This is a genomic window from Streptosporangiales bacterium, assembly GCA_009379955.1.
GTDB lineage: Bacteria > Actinomycetota > Actinomycetes > Streptosporangiales > WHST01 > WHST01.
Genome location: WHST01000013.1, coordinates 49671 through 67519, shown reverse-complemented (window position 1 = coordinate 67519; position 17849 = coordinate 49671). Strand labels below are relative to the sequence as shown.

General features: G+C 71.3%; 12 protein-coding genes and 2 pseudogenes. 6 read left to right on the top strand and 8 right to left on the bottom strand.

Features of this window, described 5'->3' with window-relative positions; translation table 11 throughout:
• The first annotated feature begins 10 nt into the window (after nt 1-10).
• Entirely contained in the window at nt 11-1147 is a 1137-nt protein-coding gene (locus tag GEV10_06190; GenBank protein MQA78055.1) for a hypothetical protein, read from the top strand.
• Here the strand turns inward: GEV10_06190 and GEV10_06185 are convergent.
• On the bottom strand, nt 1067-1399 hold the full coding sequence (locus tag GEV10_06185) for a hypothetical protein (protein ID MQA78054.1): 333 nt from the start codon (nt 1397-1399) through the stop codon (nt 1067-1069). The genes GEV10_06190 and GEV10_06185 overlap by 81 nt on opposite strands.
• Nucleotides 1396-3736 (bottom strand): annotated as a pseudogene (locus GEV10_06180) (DEAD/DEAH box helicase). Before GEV10_06180 ends, GEV10_06185 begins: the two are co-directional and overlap by 4 nt.
• Nucleotides 3737-3899: 163 nt before the next feature.
• Between GEV10_06180 and GEV10_06175 the strand changes: the two are divergent.
• On the top strand, nt 3900-4241 hold the full coding sequence (locus GEV10_06175; GenBank protein ID MQA78053.1) for an anti-sigma factor antagonist: 342 nt from the start codon (nt 3900-3902) through the stop codon (nt 4239-4241).
• Nucleotides 4242-4256: 15 nt separating this feature from the next.
• Here GEV10_06175 and GEV10_06170 read toward each other — a convergent pair whose 3' ends face one another.
• Nucleotides 4257-5915, bottom strand: coding sequence for a hypothetical protein (locus GEV10_06170; GenBank protein MQA78052.1), 1659 nt, complete (start codon nt 5913-5915; stop codon nt 4257-4259).
• Nucleotides 5916-6148: 233 nt separating this feature from the next.
• On the opposite strand from GEV10_06170, the gene GEV10_06165 reads away from it, so the two are divergent.
• Complete coding sequence (locus tag GEV10_06165) at nt 6149-8431, top strand: sodium-translocating pyrophosphatase (protein MQA78051.1); 2283 nt, start codon at nt 6149-6151, stop codon at nt 8429-8431.
• Nucleotides 8432-8443: 12 nt separating this feature from the next.
• Here the strand turns inward: GEV10_06165 and GEV10_06160 are convergent, their stop codons facing one another.
• The 3 genes from GEV10_06160 to GEV10_06150 form a co-directional block, all read right to left on the bottom strand.
• Nucleotides 8444-8734 carry a hypothetical protein gene (locus GEV10_06160; protein MQA78050.1) on the bottom strand — a complete coding sequence of 97 codons (291 nt, stop codon included), beginning with the start codon at nt 8732-8734 and terminating at the stop codon, nt 8444-8446.
• A 54-nt stretch (nt 8735-8788) separates the two neighbouring features.
• Nucleotides 8789-9844: a hypothetical protein gene (locus GEV10_06155; protein MQA78049.1), complete on the bottom strand. Its 1056-nt coding sequence runs from the start codon at nt 9842-9844 to the stop codon at nt 8789-8791.
• Nucleotides 9845-10347: 503 nt separating this feature from the next.
• Entirely contained in the window at nt 10348-11397 is a 1050-nt protein-coding gene (locus GEV10_06150) for a GntR family transcriptional regulator (GenBank protein MQA78048.1), read from the bottom strand.
• Between GEV10_06150 and GEV10_06145 the strand changes: the two genes are divergently transcribed.
• Nucleotides 11385-12896, top strand: a complete 1512-nt coding sequence (locus GEV10_06145) for an amino acid permease (GenBank protein ID MQA78047.1) — start codon at nt 11385-11387, stop codon at nt 12894-12896. The two genes, GEV10_06150 and GEV10_06145, sit on opposite strands and share 13 nt — an antisense overlap.
• Before the next feature lie 63 nt (nt 12897-12959).
• Nucleotides 12960-14098, top strand: a pseudogene (locus GEV10_06140) (agmatinase).
• Here GEV10_06140 and GEV10_06135 read toward each other — a convergent pair.
• Both GEV10_06135 and GEV10_06130 read right to left on the bottom strand, forming a co-directional pair.
• Entirely contained in the window at nt 14064-14318 is a 255-nt protein-coding gene (locus GEV10_06135) for a hypothetical protein (protein ID MQA78046.1), read from the bottom strand. The pseudogene GEV10_06140 and the gene GEV10_06135 overlap by 35 nt on opposite strands.
• A gap of 106 nt (nt 14319-14424) precedes the next feature.
• Nucleotides 14425-14685, bottom strand: a complete 261-nt coding sequence (locus GEV10_06130; GenBank protein MQA78045.1) for a hypothetical protein — start codon at nt 14683-14685, stop codon at nt 14425-14427.
• Nucleotides 14686-15036: 351 nt separating this feature from the next.
• Between GEV10_06130 and topA the strand changes: the two genes are divergently transcribed.
• On the top strand, nt 15037-17736 hold the full coding sequence (gene topA / locus GEV10_06125) for a type I DNA topoisomerase (protein ID MQA78044.1): 2700 nt from the start codon (nt 15037-15039) through the stop codon (nt 17734-17736).
• Nucleotides 17737-17849: the final 113 nt, after the last annotated feature.

Here is a 17849-nt window from a genome sequence, read left to right as displayed (position 1 = left end):
AGGACCGGACGTGTTCGTAGGGCGTGGGGGGCGCACCTGGCGCGCCAGGCTGGCTGCGGCATGCGTCGTGCTGCCGGTGGCGGCCACGGCCGTCCTCGTCGGCAGCGTGATCACCGCCGCGCCGGCGGAGGCGGGACGCATCTCGGTGTCCGACTCCACCCTCACCTCCCGCTCCGACGAGGTGACCATCAGCGTCAAGCTCGGGCTGCTCGAGCACGGCAAGCTCGGCCTGACCCCACCCGGTGGCAGCAAGCCGGTCACCGTGGCGAAGGGCGACGGCCCCAAGACCCTTTCCTACACCCTCTCGCTCTCGTGCCCCGACTTCGACGGCTCGTGCGTCGAGGACGGTCGCCAGACCCCGGCGCGCAACGGCAGGTGGACCGTCACCTTCGGTGCGAACGTCCTCGTGCTCGGCAGCGGGTCGGAGTCGTCGTTCGTGGTCAAGGCGCCGCCGGCGACGCCGAAGGGCGTCGACGCCGACGCGGTCTCGTCCCGCAAGGTGAAGGTCGACTGGCGCAAGGGCGCCGAACCCGACCTCACCTCGTACACCGTCGCCGTCGGCGACCGCGCCGAGAAGGTCGGCGTCGGTGAGGCGTGCGACGGCAGCTCGTGCTCGGCGACGCTCACGGCGCCGGCGTCCGGCGGCCGCACCGCCGTCGGGGTGGCCGCGACGCGGCAGGCGCCAGGTGGTGGCCTCTCCTCGGGCACGGCCAAGGACTCCGTCGAGGTTCCTACCGCCGCGCGGGAGCGCTCGACGGCCGGGCAGGTCCCCGGTCGCGGTGGATCATCGACAGGTGGTGGACGCGAAGGCGCGTTCCCCACGCCCGAGCTCGGGCCCGGCGGCCAGGTGCCGGGAGCGAGCTGGCCCGACGACGGCCTGCCGTCCAGCAACCCGTACCCGTCGTTCGGCGTGCGCCCCAAGGTCGCGCCGGTGACCACCGAGCGCACGGCGGCCAAGAACCGGGCCATCGAGCCGCTCGCCTACGGCAACCTGCGCGGTGACGTGGCCGTGCCCGTCGCCATGGGTCTCGTGCTCCTTCTCGTCGGCGGCCACGTGGTGCTCTGGTCACGTGCGGGGCTGCGGCGCGGCGTCTTCGGCCGGGTCGTCGCCGCCGGCGCTCACCGCGCGAGATCGCGCCGGCGCTGAGCCGCCACGCGTCCTGCGGGCGTGCACGGTCCTGCGGACGCCTCGTCGCATCAGCCACACACCGAGCAGCAGCACGAGCATGGTGACGAGTCCCGCCACGTAGACCGACAGCACGCTGAAGCCGTCGAGCGTCAGGCCGTACCACTCCGGCGACACCGCGTTCCCGTTGCCGAGCAGGACGCCCACACCGCACGCGATCGCCAGGACGACGAAGATGAGCCCGAGCACGACCATCGCGGGTCTGCCTTTCACATGCCGTCGGGTGCGGAGCGGTCACGAGAAGTGTGCCCGGCGAGCAGCAGGTCGAGCAGGCGAACCGCCGCCCGCTTGTGGAGAGGCTCGTTACCGTTGCCGCATTTGGGTGACTGTACGCAGGACGGGCAGCCGGTCTCGCATCCGCACGACGCGATGGCCTCCCGCGTCGCGCGCAACCAGTCGCCGGCCGCGGCGTAGCCGCGTTCGGCGAAGCCCGCGCCGCCCGCGTGTCCGTCGTACACGAACACCGTCGGCCTCCCGGTGTCCTCGTGCAGCGCGGTCGAGACGCCGCCGATGTCCCACCGGTCGCAGGTGGCGAACAGCGGCAGCAGGCCGATCGAGGCGTGCTCCGCGGCGTGCGCGGCGCCGGGGAGGTCGGCCGCCGCGATGCCGCCGGCCTCGATCGCCGACGCGGGCATGCTCCACCACACCGCGCGTCCGGAGCATGCGAGGCGGCAGGTCGAGCGGTTCCTCGCCGATCACCTCGCCGGTCGGGAGCCTGCGGCGCAGGAACCCGGTCACCTGCTGGGTCACCTCGACCGTGCCGACGCACAGCTCCGCGTCGCCCCAGGACGTGCGCTCGCCGACTCCGATGATCGCGATGTCGGTCGTCTCGCGTGCCATCGTGGTGTAGTCGGGCTCGGCCCGCTCGACGAACGCGACCGCGTCGTCGAGGTCGAGCTGCCGCACGAGGTATGTCTCGCCCTGGTGCAGGTACACCGCGCCGTCGTGCACCTGCGCGGGCGCGGTCGCGGCGTCGACCGTGCCGAGCAGGCGCCCTGTCGTCTCCTCGACCAGGCTCACCGGCGGCCCGCCCGCACCGCGCAGGTCGGCGAGGTCGTGTGGCCTGCCGTGACCGGTCCAGAACCACCCGGCCCTGCGGCGCCGCAGGTGCCCGTCGCGTTCGAGCTCCTCGACGACGGCGGGCGCCGCCGGCCCGAACAGGACGAGGTCGTCGTCGGTGAGCGGGCGTTCGGCGGCCGCGGAGCACAGGTGCGGCGCGAGGACGTACGGGTTGTCCGGATCGAGGACGGTCTCCTCGACCGGCTGCCCGAAGAGCGCCTCGGGATGGTGGACGAGGTACGTGTCGAGCGGGTCGTCCCGCGCGACGAGGATCGCCAGGGCGTGCCGGCCGCCGCGTCCCGCACGGCCGACCTGCTGCCACAACGACGCGCGCGTGCCCGGCCAGCCGACGACGAGGACGGCGTCGAGCCCGCTGATGTCGATGCCCAGCTCGAGCGCGTTGGTGGTGGCCATTCCCAGCAGCGACCCGGACGCCAGCCGGCGCTCCAGCTCGCGGCGCTCGTCGGGCAGGTAGCCGCCGCGGTACGCGGCGACCCGCGGGCCGAGCTCGGGCACCGCGGCGGCCACGTGGCGGCGGGCCTCGACCGCGATGACCTCGGCCGAGCGGCGCGACCTGACGAACGCCAGTGTGCGCACGTGCGCGCAGACGAGATCGGCGAGCAGGTCGGCCGCCTCGGCGTTCGCGCTCCTGCGGACGGGCGCACCGTGCTCGCCGGTGAGGTCGGTGAGCGGCGGCTCCCACAGCGCGAACGCGGTCGAGCCACGCGGCGACGTGTCGTCGGTCACCGCGACGACGGGCAGGCCGGTGAGGCGCTCGGCCGCCCGTTCCGGTGCCGACACCGTCGCGGAGGCGAGCACGAACGACGGCGTGCTGCCGTACCGGGCGCAGACCCGGCGCAGCCTGCGCAGCACCTGCGCAACGTGCGAGCCGAACACGCCGCGGTAGTGGTGGCACTCGTCGACGACGACGTAGCGCAGCCGGCGCAGGTAGGAGCTCCACTGCTCGTGGCGCGCCAGCATGCTGTGGTGCAGCATGTCGGGGTTGGTGAGCACGTAGTCCGCGTGCCGCCGGACCCATTGCCGTTCCTCGGGTTCGGTGTCGCCGTCGTAGACCGCGGGATGCATGCCGGGCACGTCGAGCGCGAGCATCGCGCGCAGCTGGTCGCGGGCGAGGGCCTTCGTCGGCGCGAGGTAGAGCGCCGTCGCGTCGTCGTCCGCCACGGCGGTGAGCACGGGCATCAGGTACGCGAGCGACTTGCCCGATGCCGTGCCCGTCGCCACCACCACGGATCGGTCGGCGCGGGCGTGCTCCGCCGCCTCGACCTGGTGGCGCCACGGCGCCTCGATGCCCAGCTCGGCGATCGCGTCGTGCAGCGTGGGTGGCAGCCAGGCGGGCCAGTCCGTCACGTCGCCACCGCGTGCGGCGACCTGCTCGACGTGCGTCAGCACGGGCTGGTCGGGGGTGCCGCGTCGACCGGCGAGCTGCTCGAGCAGGGCCGCGGGGTCTCGGGTACGGGTGGCTTCGTTCACGCTGCCCCCATTGTCCTCGCCGCGACCGACAGCCGCGATCGCGCCGGTGAGGGGCACCCTCACCGTGACCTGACCCGGTCGGAGTGCCCCTCACGGGTGCGGCTGCGTGGTCGGGCGCGTGGTTGAATGCCGTGAAGGCTCCCGCAGAGACGACGGAGGACCCGTGGACCTGTCGCTGACCACCCGTGTCGTGGACGACCGCACCGTGGTGGAGGTCGCGGGGGAGGTCGACGTCTACACGGCACCGAAGCTCCGCGAGGTGTTCATCGACCTGGTGGCCCACGGCACCTACCACATCGTCGTCGACATGGAGCGCGTCGAGTTCCTCGACTCCACCGGCCTCGGCGTCCTCGTCGGCGGGCTCAAGCGGGTACGCGCCCACGACGGCACGCTGCGCCTGGTGTGCACGCAGGACAGGATCCTCAAGATCTTCCGCGTCACGGGCCTGACCAAGGTCTTCCCGCTGCACAAGACCGTCGATGAGGCGGTCGCCGCGAGCACTTGAGTCGGTCCGGTCACGCTACGACAGCAGAGCGTGGACCGCGGTCTTGTCGTCGGCGACGTTCGCCGTGCCGTCCCGCATCACGCCGGCGAGCTCGCCGACCGCCTTCGCGGCCGTGTCGGCACGACCGTGCGCGAGATCCTGCGTGACGCGGCTCTCGGCGCGGGCGGCGAGGCGGGTCCTTGTCGCGTAGATCCCGTAGCCCCCACCGGCGACCACGGCGAGCACACCGAGGACGACGAGACCCACCTCGGTCGCGAGACCCGCGACGAACAGCAGGACGCCGACCGCGGCGATGCCGTAGCCGAGGCGCTCGGGTGTGGCGCCCGGCGCGCGCTCGGCGATGGCCTCGTCGAGCGCGCGGACGTCCGCTGACCGCGGGCCCTCCGCCGTGACCCGGACGGCGACGCCCTCGATCGTCACGGTCGACTCGTCGGGCACCGCGATCACGGTGTCGGCGGCGAGGCGTTCCGCGACGGCATCGGCGAGCGGCGCGCAGGCGCGCAGCGCCACCCCGGCCGCCATGGCGACTCCGGCGTCGCGGTCGAACGCGTCCTGGCGGACGAAGGTGACGAGGTCGCCGGCCTCGTCGCGCCAGCCCGGGCGTGTCTCCTCCGACGGTGCCTGTCCGTTGGACGAGATGACCCGCCTGAGCTCGGCGACCCGCCGGAGCACCGGTGCCTCGTCGGGGCTGCCCTCGTCGACGAGCGTGACCACGATGTCGCGCAGCGGGTCGTCGTCCTGCCCGGGAGCCGGATCGGTCCCGGCGGGGGGCGCGTCGGTGGACTGTCGCAAGACCGCCGGAGGCAGCTGACGCTGCGGCGCGCGCTGGACGGCGGCGTCCTCGGTGACGCCGGTCGACGGCATGAGGGTCTGTTCGCAGTGCAGGCGCAGGGCGCCGAGCACCGCCGCGGCGCTCAGCGCCGTGCCGTACCTGGCGTCCCTGGCGAACTGGTCGGGTAGCCGGCTCGTCCGGGGCGAGGGCAGGTGGCGGATCGTGTCCAGCCAGGCCTTCGTCTCGACCTCCACCTGGTCGGCCGGGAGGGCGCCGACGGCGCGGGCGAGCCGCTCGGTGAGGAGTGCGCGACCCTCCGGGCCGAAGCGGCCCTCCGCCGCCGCCAGCCAGAGTGCCCGCTGCGCGTGGGTCACCGGCCCCGGGGTGAGCTCGCCGAGCGCCTCGCCCAGCCAGGGCAGCGCGAGCGCCGGAGCCTTGGCGACGCCGAGGGCGGTGAGGAGGAAGAGCCGGGTGCGCGTCGCGTCGAGGCGGGTGGCCTCCGCGAGCGGGACCGCGGCCGCGGACTCGTCGCCCCTGCCCAGGGCGGCGAACGCCCGCGCGGCCGGGACGAGCCAGTACCCGTCGACGTCCTCGAGGTCGTCGGCGAGCGCGCTGTCGCCCTCGATGCCGCCGACGACGATGCGGCGTACCCGGTGCCTGGCCGCGGCGGCGTCGGTGAACGCGTTGAGGTCGGTGCGCAGGTCGGAGAGCTCGATGAAGGCGTCGAACGCGGTGGCGAGGCGGTTCACGCGTTGCTCGAGCGTGCCCTGGACGTGGCGCAGCTGGGACGAGATGCGGCTCGTCTCCGACGACGCGCGCGACAGCTCGTCGGCCAGCTGCTCGGTGCGGTCACGCAGGAAGTAATCGCGGTTACCGAGCCACCAGCGCCACTCGTCGGACATTGTGATCTTCCTCTCGCGGGGTACGGCGGATCGGCCGTGTCGGCACCGATGATCCCATCCGCTCGCCCGGATGTGGGGGCATCACGCCCGGTCCCCGCTGTCGTGCGGGCGCGGGTGGCCGCTACACTCGCCGCGCAGCCGCCCATTCGCGGCCACTCGTCGGTACTTGAACCCCGGAACGGCACGTTCGTCTTCGAACACGTTCCGGGCGTGCACCTCACCAAGGAGGACGGATGTCCGGCCTGACCCTCAGCGCCGAGAGCTTCAGCCTGAGCGGCGCGAACATCACGATCGTCGTGATCGTCGGTGTGGTGGCGCTCCTGGCACTCGCCGTCGCAGGTGCGCTGGTCCGCGAGGTGCTCGCGGCCGGCCAGGGCACCGAGCGCATGCAGAACATCGCGGGCGCGGTGCAGGAGGGCGCGGCGGCGTACCTCAAGCGCCAGTTCCTCACCCTCGCGCCGTTCGTGGTCATCCTCGTCGTGCTGCTGTCGCTGCTGCCGGCCGAGTCGATGTCCGTCCGCATCGGCCGCTCCGCGTTCTTCATCGTCGGCGCCGGGTTCTCCGCCCTCACCGGCTTCGCCGGCATGTGGCTCGCCGTGCGCGGCAACGTCCGCGTCGCCGCGGCCGCCCGCGAGGCGGACGGCGAGCACAGGGCGATGCGGATCGCGTTCCGCACCGGCGGGGTCGCGGGCATGTTCACCGTCGGGTTGGGCCTGCTCGGTGCCGCGATCGTCGTGTTCGTCTACCACTCCGACGCCCCCACCGTTCTCGAGGGCTTCGGCTTCGGCGCCGCGCTGCTCGCGATGTTCATGCGGGTCGGCGGCGGCATCTACACCAAGGCCGCCGACGTCGGCGCCGACCTGGTGGGCAAGGTCGAGCAGGGCATCCCCGAGGACGACCCGCGCAACGCCGCGACGATCGCCGACAACGTGGGCGACAACGTCGGCGACTGCGCGGGCATGGCCGCCGACCTGTTCGAGTCGTACGCCGTCGTCCTCGTCGCGTCCCTGATCCTCGGCAAGATCGCGTTCGGCGACGCGGGCCTCATCTTCCCGCTCATCGTCCCCATGATCGGTGTCATCACCGCCGTCGTCGGCATCTTCGTCGTCTCGCCGCGGGCACGTGACCGCAGCGGCATGACCGCGATCAACCGCGGCTTCTTCGTCTCCGCGATCATCTCCGCGATCCTCGTGGTGATCGCCGCCTTCGTCTTCCTGCCGAACAGCTTCGACCAGCTCACCAACAGCGAGGTCGCGGACTTCGACGGCAACCCACGTTTCATCGCGATCGGTGCGGTCGTCATCGGCCTCCTGCTCGCCAGCGTCATCCAGGTGCTCACCGGCTACTTCACCGAGACCAACCGCCGCCCGGTCAGGGAGATCGGCGAGACCTCGCGCACCGGTCCCGCGACGGTGATCCTGGCCGGTATCTCGGTCGGCCTCGAGTCGGCCGTCTACACCGCGCTGCTCATCGGCGCCGCCGTCTACGGCGCGTTCCTGCTCGGCTCGGGCAACGCCCAGGTCGCGCTCTTCGCCGTGGCGCTCGCAGGCACCGGTCTGCTGACGACGGTCGGCGTGATCGTGTCGTCCGACACCTTCGGCCCGGTCTCCGACAACGCCCAGGGCATCGCCGAGATGTCCGGCGACGTGAAGGGCGAGGGCGCCGAGGTGCTGACCCGCCTCGACGCCGTGGGCAACACCACCAAGGCGATCACCAAGGGCATCGCGATCGCGACCGCCGTGCTCGCCGCCACGGCGCTGTTCGGCTCGTTCAAGTCCGCGGTCGAGGGTGCCCTGCCCGAGGGTGAGACGTTCGGGCTCTCCATCGACAGCCCCAACATCCTCGTCGGCCTGATGATCGGCGCCGCGGTCGTGTTCTTCTTCGCCGGACTCGCGATCACGGCGGTCAGTCGCGCCGCGGGTCGGGTCGTGTTCGAGGTACGCAAGCAGTTCCGCGAGCACCCGGGGATCATGGACTTCTCCGAGCGGCCCGACTACAGCCGTGTCGTCGACATCTGCACGAAGGACTCGCTGCGCGAGCTCGCGACGCCGGGCCTGCTCGCCGTACTCGCCCCGATCGCGGTCGGCTTCGGCCTCGGCTACGCGCCGCTCGGCGCCTATCTCGGCGGCGCGATCGCGTGCGGCACGCTGATGGCGGTCTTCCTCGCCAACTCCGGCGGCGCCTGGGACAACGCGAAGAAGCTCGTCGAGGACGGCTTCCACGGCGGCAAGGGCTCGCCGGCGCACGAGGCGACGGTGATCGGCGACACGGTCGGCGACCCGTTCAAGGACACCGCGGGGCCCGCGATCAACCCGCTACTCAAGGTGATGAACCTCGTCGCGTTGCTCATCGCTCCGTCCGTGGTCGCGTATGCGGACAACATCGGGCTGCGCGTCGTGGTCGCGTTGGTCGCGGTGGGGATCCTGGTGGCGGCCGTGCTCATCTCGAAGCGCAGGCCGGTCTCGATGGGCTCGGACGACAACGAGGAGCAGCCGCAGCAGGCGGCGGCCGCCTGACGCCGGTACCGCTCAGCCGTCGAGTCGTGCCGCCCTGGTCAGGGCAAGCGCGACGATGACGGCGAGCATCGCGATAACGGCGAGCAGCGGCGCGGCCTGACCGGTGGACACGACGGATGCGCTCAGCTCCGATGCCTGACGCTGGACGTCGCTCCACCGCTCCGCGGTGCGCATGGCGGCAGCCCTGACCCGCAGGTGCAGGAAGGTGAGGGCGAGAGCCGGCAGGAGTGCGGTCGCGAGTGCGGCGATGCCGATGATCTTGTGGGTGACAACCGTGCTGCGGGAGGCGACCAGCGAACTCATGCCCCCACAGACGGCACCGCCGCCGCGTTCGGTTCCAGCGGATCCCCGGGGTCGCTACCAGGGCTGCCGTGGGCCCGGTGGAGGCGGCGCCTGAGGGCCGGGCGGCGGTCCCGGCTGGACGTACGGGGATGCCGGCGGGGCGTAGGGAGGGTGCATCGGCATCGGCGGCGGACCGGATCGCGGGTCGATTGCCGGGACGGTGACGGTGGTCGGGCGCCGGTCCGCGCGCACGGCGGTGACGAGCAGGCAGATCGCGGTCACGAGGCCGACCAGCAGGTAGAGGCAGGCGATGTAGGTGTTGTCCACCGGGCCGTCGACCTTGCTGGCGCCCTCGAAGGTGGTCGCGATCTGGTCGTTGTCGACGAAGCCCACCGCGACCACGAGGAGGATCAGAGGCGCGGAGACCGCGGCGACGGCCGGCCACCAGGCCCGCCGCTCGAAGTAGACGGTGAGGATCACCGCGACGACGGCGTACGCGCCCGCCGCCGCGATGGCAAAGCCGAGGAAGCCGAAGCTGATGAACCAGACGTCGCGGATCACGACGTCCGTGCCGAACGCCGCGCGCTGGTATCCCCACGGGTACATGAAGCTGATGATCAGTGCGGCGAGCGAGGCCAGGCCGTAGCACCGCACGGGCTGCGCCGGCCACGCCGCGCGGGTGATCGCGACCACCAGGAGGGCCAGGCACAGGCCGGCGATCGCCGGGCCCATCTGCACCGCGATGTGGGTCTCACCGGCGTCGTCGGCGAGCTGTGCCCAACTCCTGGTCAGCTCCAGGTGCATCGCGCGGAGCCGCAGCTGTGCGAGCCCGAGACCCACCGCGGCGACCGCCGCGGCGCCCATGCCCCCGAGGGCGACGATGGTGCGCGCCGTCCCGTTGCACTTGAGGACCACCGGGATCGACGCGGCCGCGAGGAGCATGGCGCCGGCGAACAGGACCGCACCGGCGCCCATGTCCACGAAACCGACGGTCGTTTCCTCGAGGCTGCCGCCGGCGGAGCTCCATGTCCCCGACCACGGGACGGCGACGGAGATGATGCCCAGGATGAGGCCGAGCGCTCCCCAGACGATCGCGCCCGGCGCGATCCCAGGGTCATTCGCGGTACGCATGGCCACCTCGTCGTCGTGACGGTGGCGCCGGATCCCGGCGCCGACGGCATTATCGTGGTCGTGCGTGCGGTTGGCGACCGGCAGGCTCATGCGGAGCCAGACGGCGACGACACCGGGTCCGGTTCCCGCAGCCGGGTGAGGTCAGGAGGCTGTCGCGTGGTGATGACGCCCGATCCCGGTGACGAGGGCGGCGACGCCGCCTGCTGGGCCAACCGGGTCTGTCCGGCCTGCGGCCGGCTCGCCGACGACGAGCCGCCGACCCGGTGCGCGGACTGCGGCACGGAGGTCCCCGGGCCCGACGACTGAGGGTCACCGGTCACGCAGCGTGTGTATCGATGTTTCCTCTGTGAGCATGACGCCGGAGCCGTAAGCTGCCGCAACCGAGGAGCCGCCATCAGGTGGCCTCTCGGTCGCCGCCGCGTGAGGTGTCTCCGCGGTCGGAGGTGGGGCCGTGCGCTTCTCGGGGCCTTGCGGCGCACGGCCCCACGGGGCTTCCCGCCCGGTCAGCGGACGGTCAGGCCGGTGCTGAACCAGCACGCCTCGGTGTTGCTGCACAGCCGGAACTGCACCATGTCGCCGCGGTACTCGGCGCGGGCGAACTCCAGCGGTCGGCTGCCGCCCGGCGTGGGGACGTACTCCGTCGAGTGCACGAGGAAGACGCCGGACCGCACTGCGATGCCGAAGCGGTCGGCCTCGAACTGGCCGCAGTGGCTCGTCTCGATCGAGACGTGGGAGGTCGACAGCTCGAGATCGTGCTCCGCGAGCGTCAGGTCGGACGCGAGCGCCCGGCCCGCCTGCGTACGCCGGTCGAGCCAGTCGACGTCGTCGCGCCGGAAGAACGAGTAGGTGATGGCCAACGGCTTGTCGCGCAGGGAGAGCAGCGTGGTCACCCGCAGGATGTCGTCGTCGTCGCGCGCGTCGAGGTGGGTGCGGATGCTCTGCTCGACCACCGGGTGGCTCTTGTCGAGCACGAGGATGCACAGCTCCGGGTCGCGCGCCTCGGTCAGCAGCCGCGACAGGCCGCCGGCGGGCATGTCGATCTTCGGCTCGGTGACGAACGTGCCGCGACCCCTGATCCGGACGATCTGGTGGTCGTCCTCGAGGATCGCCAGTGCCTGCCGGACGACGACGCGGCTGACCTGGTAGCGGGTGGCGAGCGTCGGCTCGGACGGGAGCGCGTCGCCGGGACCCCAGACGCCGGATTCGATCTGCTCCTTGAGGATCTCCTGCAGCTGGTAGTACAAGGGGACGAAGCTCGACCGGACAAGGGTGTTCTCGGTCGCCGGCCCCGGTCGCTCCTGCCTGGTCGTTCGCACACCGGCACCTCCCGGCTCGGTTAGGACAACCGGACAAGTCTCCATCGGACAGGCCGCGATGTCACGTCGCGGGCGCCACGTCAGCTGGCCATTCCAGGTATTGACGCCGGATTCCGGCTCCCGTAGACAGAGCCACCAGACAACTGGTCCCAGTTGTCTGCAGCAGGTGACAGGCCCGAAGTGACAGGACACAGCGGGGGCCATGACGAAGGCCGGGTGCAGCCATGGACCGCTCACGTGAACGCGCGACCGCCGAGGCGACCGCCGCCCCCGACGACGAGAGGCTCCTGGAGGAGCTGGGTTATCGACAGGAGCTGCCCAGGATCCTGCGTTTCTGGACAAGCTGGGCGCTCGGGTTCGCGTTCATCTCGCCGATCGTCGGCCTGTACACCGTGGTCGCGCTCGGCGCGCAGACGGCCGGCCCGGCCTGGGTGTGGGCGATCCCCGTCGTGGTCGTCGGCCAGATCCTCGTCGGCCTGGTGTACATGGAGCTGGCCAGGCGCTGGCCGATCGCCGGCGGCATCTACCAGTGGTCGCGCCGCCTCGCCGGTCCCGCGTACGGCTGGTGGTCCGGGTGGATCTACCTGTGGGCGCTCATCCTGACCCTCTCGACCGTGGCGTACAGCGGCGGCTTCTTCCTCGGACACCTGATCGGCTGGCAGGACGACGCGCCCTGGGTCGGCGTGGTCCTCGCGCTGATCGTGATGGCGCTCTTCACGACGGTGAACGTGATCGGCCTCAACCTGCTGCGGTGGGTCGTGAACATCGGCATCGCCTGCGAGCTGGTGGCGAGCGTCGGCATCGGGATCGCGCTGATCTCGTTCTTCCGCGAGCAGCCGTTCGGCGTCCTCGTCGACACGCAGGCGACGCCCGGCAACGCGCCGTTCCTCCCCGCGTTCATCGCCGCGGTGGGCATCGCCGGCTGGGTGATCCTCGGCTTCGACTCGTGCGGCAGCGTCGCGGAGGAGACGCGCAACCCGACCCGCGAGGTGCCGCGAGCGATCCTCATCTCGCTGGTGACGGTCGGCCTCGTCGACCTCCTGGCCGCCGTGGCGCTGATCCTCGCCTCGCCCGACATCGGTGCCGTGCTGTCCGGCGCGGTCGCCGACCCGGTGTCCGTGGCGGTCGTCGCGGGTCTCGGGTCGTGGGCGGAGAAGCCGTTCCTCGCCGTCGTGGTCGTGGCGTTCGTCGCGTGCGGGATCGCCGTCCAGGCGACCGGCGTGCGCGTCGTGTACTCGTACTCCAGGGACGGCATGATCCCGCTGTCGAAGGTGTGGCGCCGCGTCTCGCGCGTCAACCAGTCCCCGGTCTACGCGGTGCTGCTCGTCGCGGCGCTCGCGTCCCTCGCCTTCGTCTACGCCAACGCACTGTCGGTGCTCGTCGCGTTCGCCACCGGCGCGTACTACGTGGGGTTCCTGAGTCCGGTCGTCGCGCTGCTCGTCCGGCGGCTCCGGGGGACCTGGCAGGGAACGGCGCGGAGCCGGGCGGGCAACACCGTGGCCTTCGTGGTGAACGTCGCCGCCGCCGTCTGGCTGACCTTCGAGCTCGTGAACATCGCGTGGCCGAGGACTCCCGACGCGCCGTGGTACCAGAACTGGGCCGTGCTCGTCGGCATGGCCGTGTTCGGCGTGGTCGGCGCGGTCTACTTCGCGGCTCGGCGGCCCGACCTGGCGCACGGCGGCGGCGTCGAGCCGGGTGTCGCGATCACGGACGAGGCGTCCGCGGGGACGCCGTGAAACGGAGGAGAGATGGCTGACCATCGCACCAGGAGCGGTTTCGACCGCAGTCAGCTCCAGGGAATGCGCGGCCTGCGCAGGCTGGCGGACATCAGCGACCGCAAGCAGCGCGAAGAGGTCGAGCGTGGGCTGGACTACGGTCTCGAGGCCGCGCCCTCGGTGCAGGACCGCCGGATCTCCACGTTCTCCCGCGGCGCCCAGCCGGCGTTCGCGGGCATCAACACGTTCCTCAAGGCGCCGTACTGCGAGGACGTCCACGACATCGGCAGGTACGACGTCGCGTTCCTCGGTGCGCCGTTCGACATGGGCACGACCTACCGGTCCGGCTGCCGGTTCGGACCGCAGGCCGTCCGCCGAATATCGGCGCTCTACGACTCCTACAGCCTCGACCTCGCCGTCGACCTGTGGAGGAGCTGTCGCTGTGCGACGCCGGTGACGTGTTCGTCATCCCCTCGAACATCGAGAAGACGTTCGACCAGATCGACCGCGCCGTCTCGCACGTGGCGTCGGAGAACGTGTTCCCCGTGATCGTCGGCGGCGACCACTCGATCGGCTATGCCGACGTCAGGGCGCTAGCCAAGCACGTCGACGGCAAGGTCGGCATCATCCACTTCGACCGCCACATCGACATCCAGGAGTCCGACATGGACGAGCGGATGCACACCACCCACTGGTTCCACGCGACGAACATCCCGAACGTCCCTCCGGGCAACCTCGTGCAGATGGGCATCGGCGGCTGGTACGGGTCGCGCCCGGGCATCGCGTCCGCCCGCGAGAAGGACACGACCGTCATGACCATCGGCGACATCGAGGAGCTCGGCATCGAGAAGGCCGTCGAGATCGCGCTCGAGGTCGCGTGGGAGGACGCAGACGCGGTGTTCCTGTCGTTCGACATCGACTCGGTCGACGGCGGCATAGCGCCGGGTACCGGCTCGCCCGAGCCAGGTGGGCTGTTGCCGCGGGAGGCCCTCAAGGCACTGCGGATGATCGCCAAGGAGGGGATCTGCGGCATGGAGGTCGTCGAGATCGCTCCGCCGTACGACGTCAGCGACGTGACCGCGCAGCTCGGCTGCCGCGCGATCATGGACGTCCTCGGCACGCTCGTCGCCGAGGGCAAGATCGGCGAGCGGCACCGCGCGCTGCAGGCGGGACGCACGCCGAAGCCGGCTACCGCTCCTCCGACCCCGGACGGGGGCGCCTGAGCTGCCTGAGGATGCTCCAGGTCGTCACGATGGTCCAGACGCCCTGCAGGATCACGAAGCCCCACTGGTGGTGGAGTACTGCCACGATGGTGAGCAGGCTCGACCCGAACAGGTTCAGCCAGAGGTAGAGCCGCGAGTGCTGCGACGTCCTGCCCAGCTGGAACAGCGCGAAGGGCACGAGGATGCCGAGCGCGCCGACGAACTCGAGCGCAATAATCACGAGCCGTCCTCCAGAGTGAGCATCGCAGCGAGAACGCAACCCACAGGTCCGGCGGTCGCCGTCAGTGAGTGAGGAGCGGAGCGGCGGAGGGCGGCGGGGTGCACAGTCACGAGCCGTCCTCCGTACGTCTCGGATCGACTCCGCGCAGTCGCTGCACGATGCCGACGACCGAGACGATCGCCCAGACGCCCTCGAGGAAGACGAAGCCCCAGTCCCCGGAGAGCGTGCCGGTCACGGTCATCGCGGCCGAGCCGGCGAGGTTGGGCACGAGATAGGTGTACGAGCGCTGGTCGAGCACGTCGAGCTGTGCCAGGACGAACCCGGAGAGCACGAGCAGTGCGCCGACGATCTGGACGGCCTGCGCCATCGATCCTCCCCGCGCGTCGTCTTGGCCGTCCGGGTACGGCGCGCATCTCGTCCGGGGCGCGTGGCTCTGATCACGTCCGCCGTCCACAGTAACGGGAGCGGGCGGGACCTGCCGCGGCCCAGGCAGTACGCTGGACGGGCACCCCCTGGCTTCCGCTCGTGTAGCGGGACGACCACGTCTCGCCATCCGGACCATTTCGCGGGCTCCGCGCCTGTCGCCGGGTCATCATGGAACACACCCCCGTCCGCGAAACGTTGCCAGGAATCCGGGCCCCGGTGCGTCGAGTACCGACGCGCCCGAGGTACCGTCTCGTGTGGCCGGAGGGGGACGGCAGACAGAACAGGAGAAAGAGTGGCAAGTTCGCGCCAGACCAATGGCGCCGGCCGGCGTCTGGTCATCGTGGAGTCGCCAGCCAAAGCACGGACGATCGCGGGATACCTCGGCAAGGGCTACGTCGTCGAGTCGAGTGTGGGTCACATCCGCGACCTGCCCGACACGGCCGCCGAGATCCCGGCGAAGTACAAGAAGGAGGCGTGGGCGCGTCTCGGCGTCAACGTCGACGACTCGTTCGAGCCGCTCTACGTCGTCAGCAGCCAGAAGAAGCAGCAGGTCACCCGCCTGAAGAAGGCGCTCGCCTCGGCCGACGAGCTCTACCTCGCGACGGACGAGGACCGCGAGGGCGAGGCCATCGCGTGGCACCTGTCCGAGGTGCTCAACCCCAAGGTGCCGGTGCGCCGGATGGTCTTCCACGAGATCACCAGGGACGCCATCCGCGAGGCCATCGACAACCCGCGCGACATCCACCAGGGACTCGTCGACGCCCAGGAGACCAGGCGCATCCTCGACCGGCTGTTCGGCTACGAGGTCTCGCCCGTCCTGTGGCGCAAGGTCATGCCGCGACTGTCCGCCGGACGCGTGCAGTCGGTCGCCGTCCGCCTGGTCGTCGAGCGCGAACGCGACCGCATCGCGTTCCGTGACGCGTCGTACTGGGATCTGCAGGCGACGTTCGACACCGGCAGGGACGAGGATCTGCACGCCTTCCAGGCGACGCTCACGTCGGTCGACGGTGAGCGCATCGCGCAGGGACGCGACTTCGACAGCCGCGGGCAGCTCAAGTCCGCCGGCGTACGCCATCTGGACGAGCAGACCGCGGGTGCACTCGCGGAGCGGCTGACCGGTGCCCGCTTCCACGTGGCGTCGGTCGAGCGCAAGCCGTACCGGCGCTCGCCGTACGCGCCGTTCCGCACCACGACCATGCAGCAGGAGGCGGCGCGCAAGCTCGGCTTCAGCCCGGCGCGCACCATGCAGGTGGCGCAGCGGCTGTACGAGAACGGCTACATCACCTATATGCGTACCGACTCCGTCACGCTCGCCGAGCAGGCGATCGCGGCGGCGCGCACACAGGCCGCCGAGCTGTACGGCTCGGAGTACGTGCCCGACCAGCCGCGCCGGTACCAGTCCAAGGTCAAGAACGCGCAGGAGGCGCACGAGGCGATCAGGCCCGCGGGCGACAGCTTCCGTACGCCCGCGCAGACCGGTCTGCACGGCGACGAGTTCCGCCTCTACGAGCTGGTGTGGAAGCGCACGGTCGCCTCGCAGATGAAGGACGCCACCGGCCAGTCGGTGTCCGTGCGCGCCGAGGGCGCGAGCAGCGCGGGGGAGCGGTGCACGTTCTCCGCGTCCGGCAAGGTCATCTCGTTCCACGGGTTCCTGCGCGCGTACGTCGAGGGCTCCGACGACCCGAACGCCGAGCTCGACTCCAGCGAGCGCCGGCTGCCCGACGTCGCGGAGAACGACCCGCTCACGGCCGTCGGGCTCGCCGCCGAGGGCCACCAGACCAAGCCGCCGGCGCGCTACACCGAGGCGAGCCTCGTGCGCGAGCTCGAGGAACGCGAGATCGGCCGGCCGTCGACGTACGCCTCGATCATCGCGACGATCCTCGCGCGCGACTACGTCTTCAAGAAGGGCACCGCGCTTGTGCCCACCTGGCTCGCGTTCGCGGTGGTGCGGCTGCTCGAGGAGCACTTCGCCAACCTCGTCGACTACGCGTTCACCGCACGGATGGAGGACGTGCTCGACGACATCTCGCGCGGCGAGGCCGGCATGGTCGACTGGCTCACCAAGTTCTACTTCGGTGACGCCGAGGCCGACGACGCCGGTACCGTCGAGGGCCTCAAGGAAATGGTGTCCGATCTCGGCGACATCGACGCGCGCGAGATCAGCTCGTTCCCCGTCGAGGGCACCGACATCGTCGTCCGCGTCGGACGTTACGGCGCCTACCTCGACCGCGATGGCCAGCGCTCCAACATCCCCGACGAGATGCCACCCGACGAGCTCGACGCCGCGAAGGCCGAGGAGCTCATCAGCGCCGGCAACGGCGGCCGCGAGCTGGGCACCGACCCTGAGACCGGCCGCGAGATCGTCCTCAAGAGCGGCCGGTACGGACCGTACGTCACCGAGGTGCTGCCCGAAGGCGCGAAGGAGAAGCCGCGCACCGGCTCGTTGCTGAGCTCGATGACGCCCGACACCGTGACCCTCGACGACGCGCTGCGGCTGCTCTCGCTGCCCCGCGTCGTCGGCTCCACGCCCGAGGGCGACGAGATCACGGCCCTCAACGGCAGGTACGGCCCGTACCTGCGCAAGGGCACCGACTCGCGCTCACTCGACAGCGAGGAGAAGCTCTTCACGGTCACCCTCGACGAGGCCCTCGCGATCTTCGCCCAGCCGAAGCGGCGCGGCCGCAACGCCGCGGCGCCGCCGCTGCGCGAGTTCGGCAACGACCCCGTCACGGGCAAGCCCGTGGTGGTCAAGGACGGCCGGTTCGGTCCGTACATCACCGACGGCGAGACCAACGTGACCGTCCCGCGGGGGGATGATCCCGAGTCCCTCACCGCGGAGCGGGCGTACGACCTGCTCGTGGAGAAGAGGGCCAAGGGGCCGGCGCCGCGGAAGAAGGCTGCGAAGAAGACGGCGAAGAAGGCTGCCAAGAAGACTGCGGCTAAGAAGACCTCGAAGAAGGCGGCGGCCAAGAAGCCTTCTAAGAAGGGCTGACGGGCTGCCTCTTGTTGGCCGCTGCCTCGCTGCCTGGCTCGTCTGCGATGCTGGCTTGTGCGCGAATTCCCCTTGCCACGTAAGGGAATCAGGGCACCCCGCTCCAAGGCTGC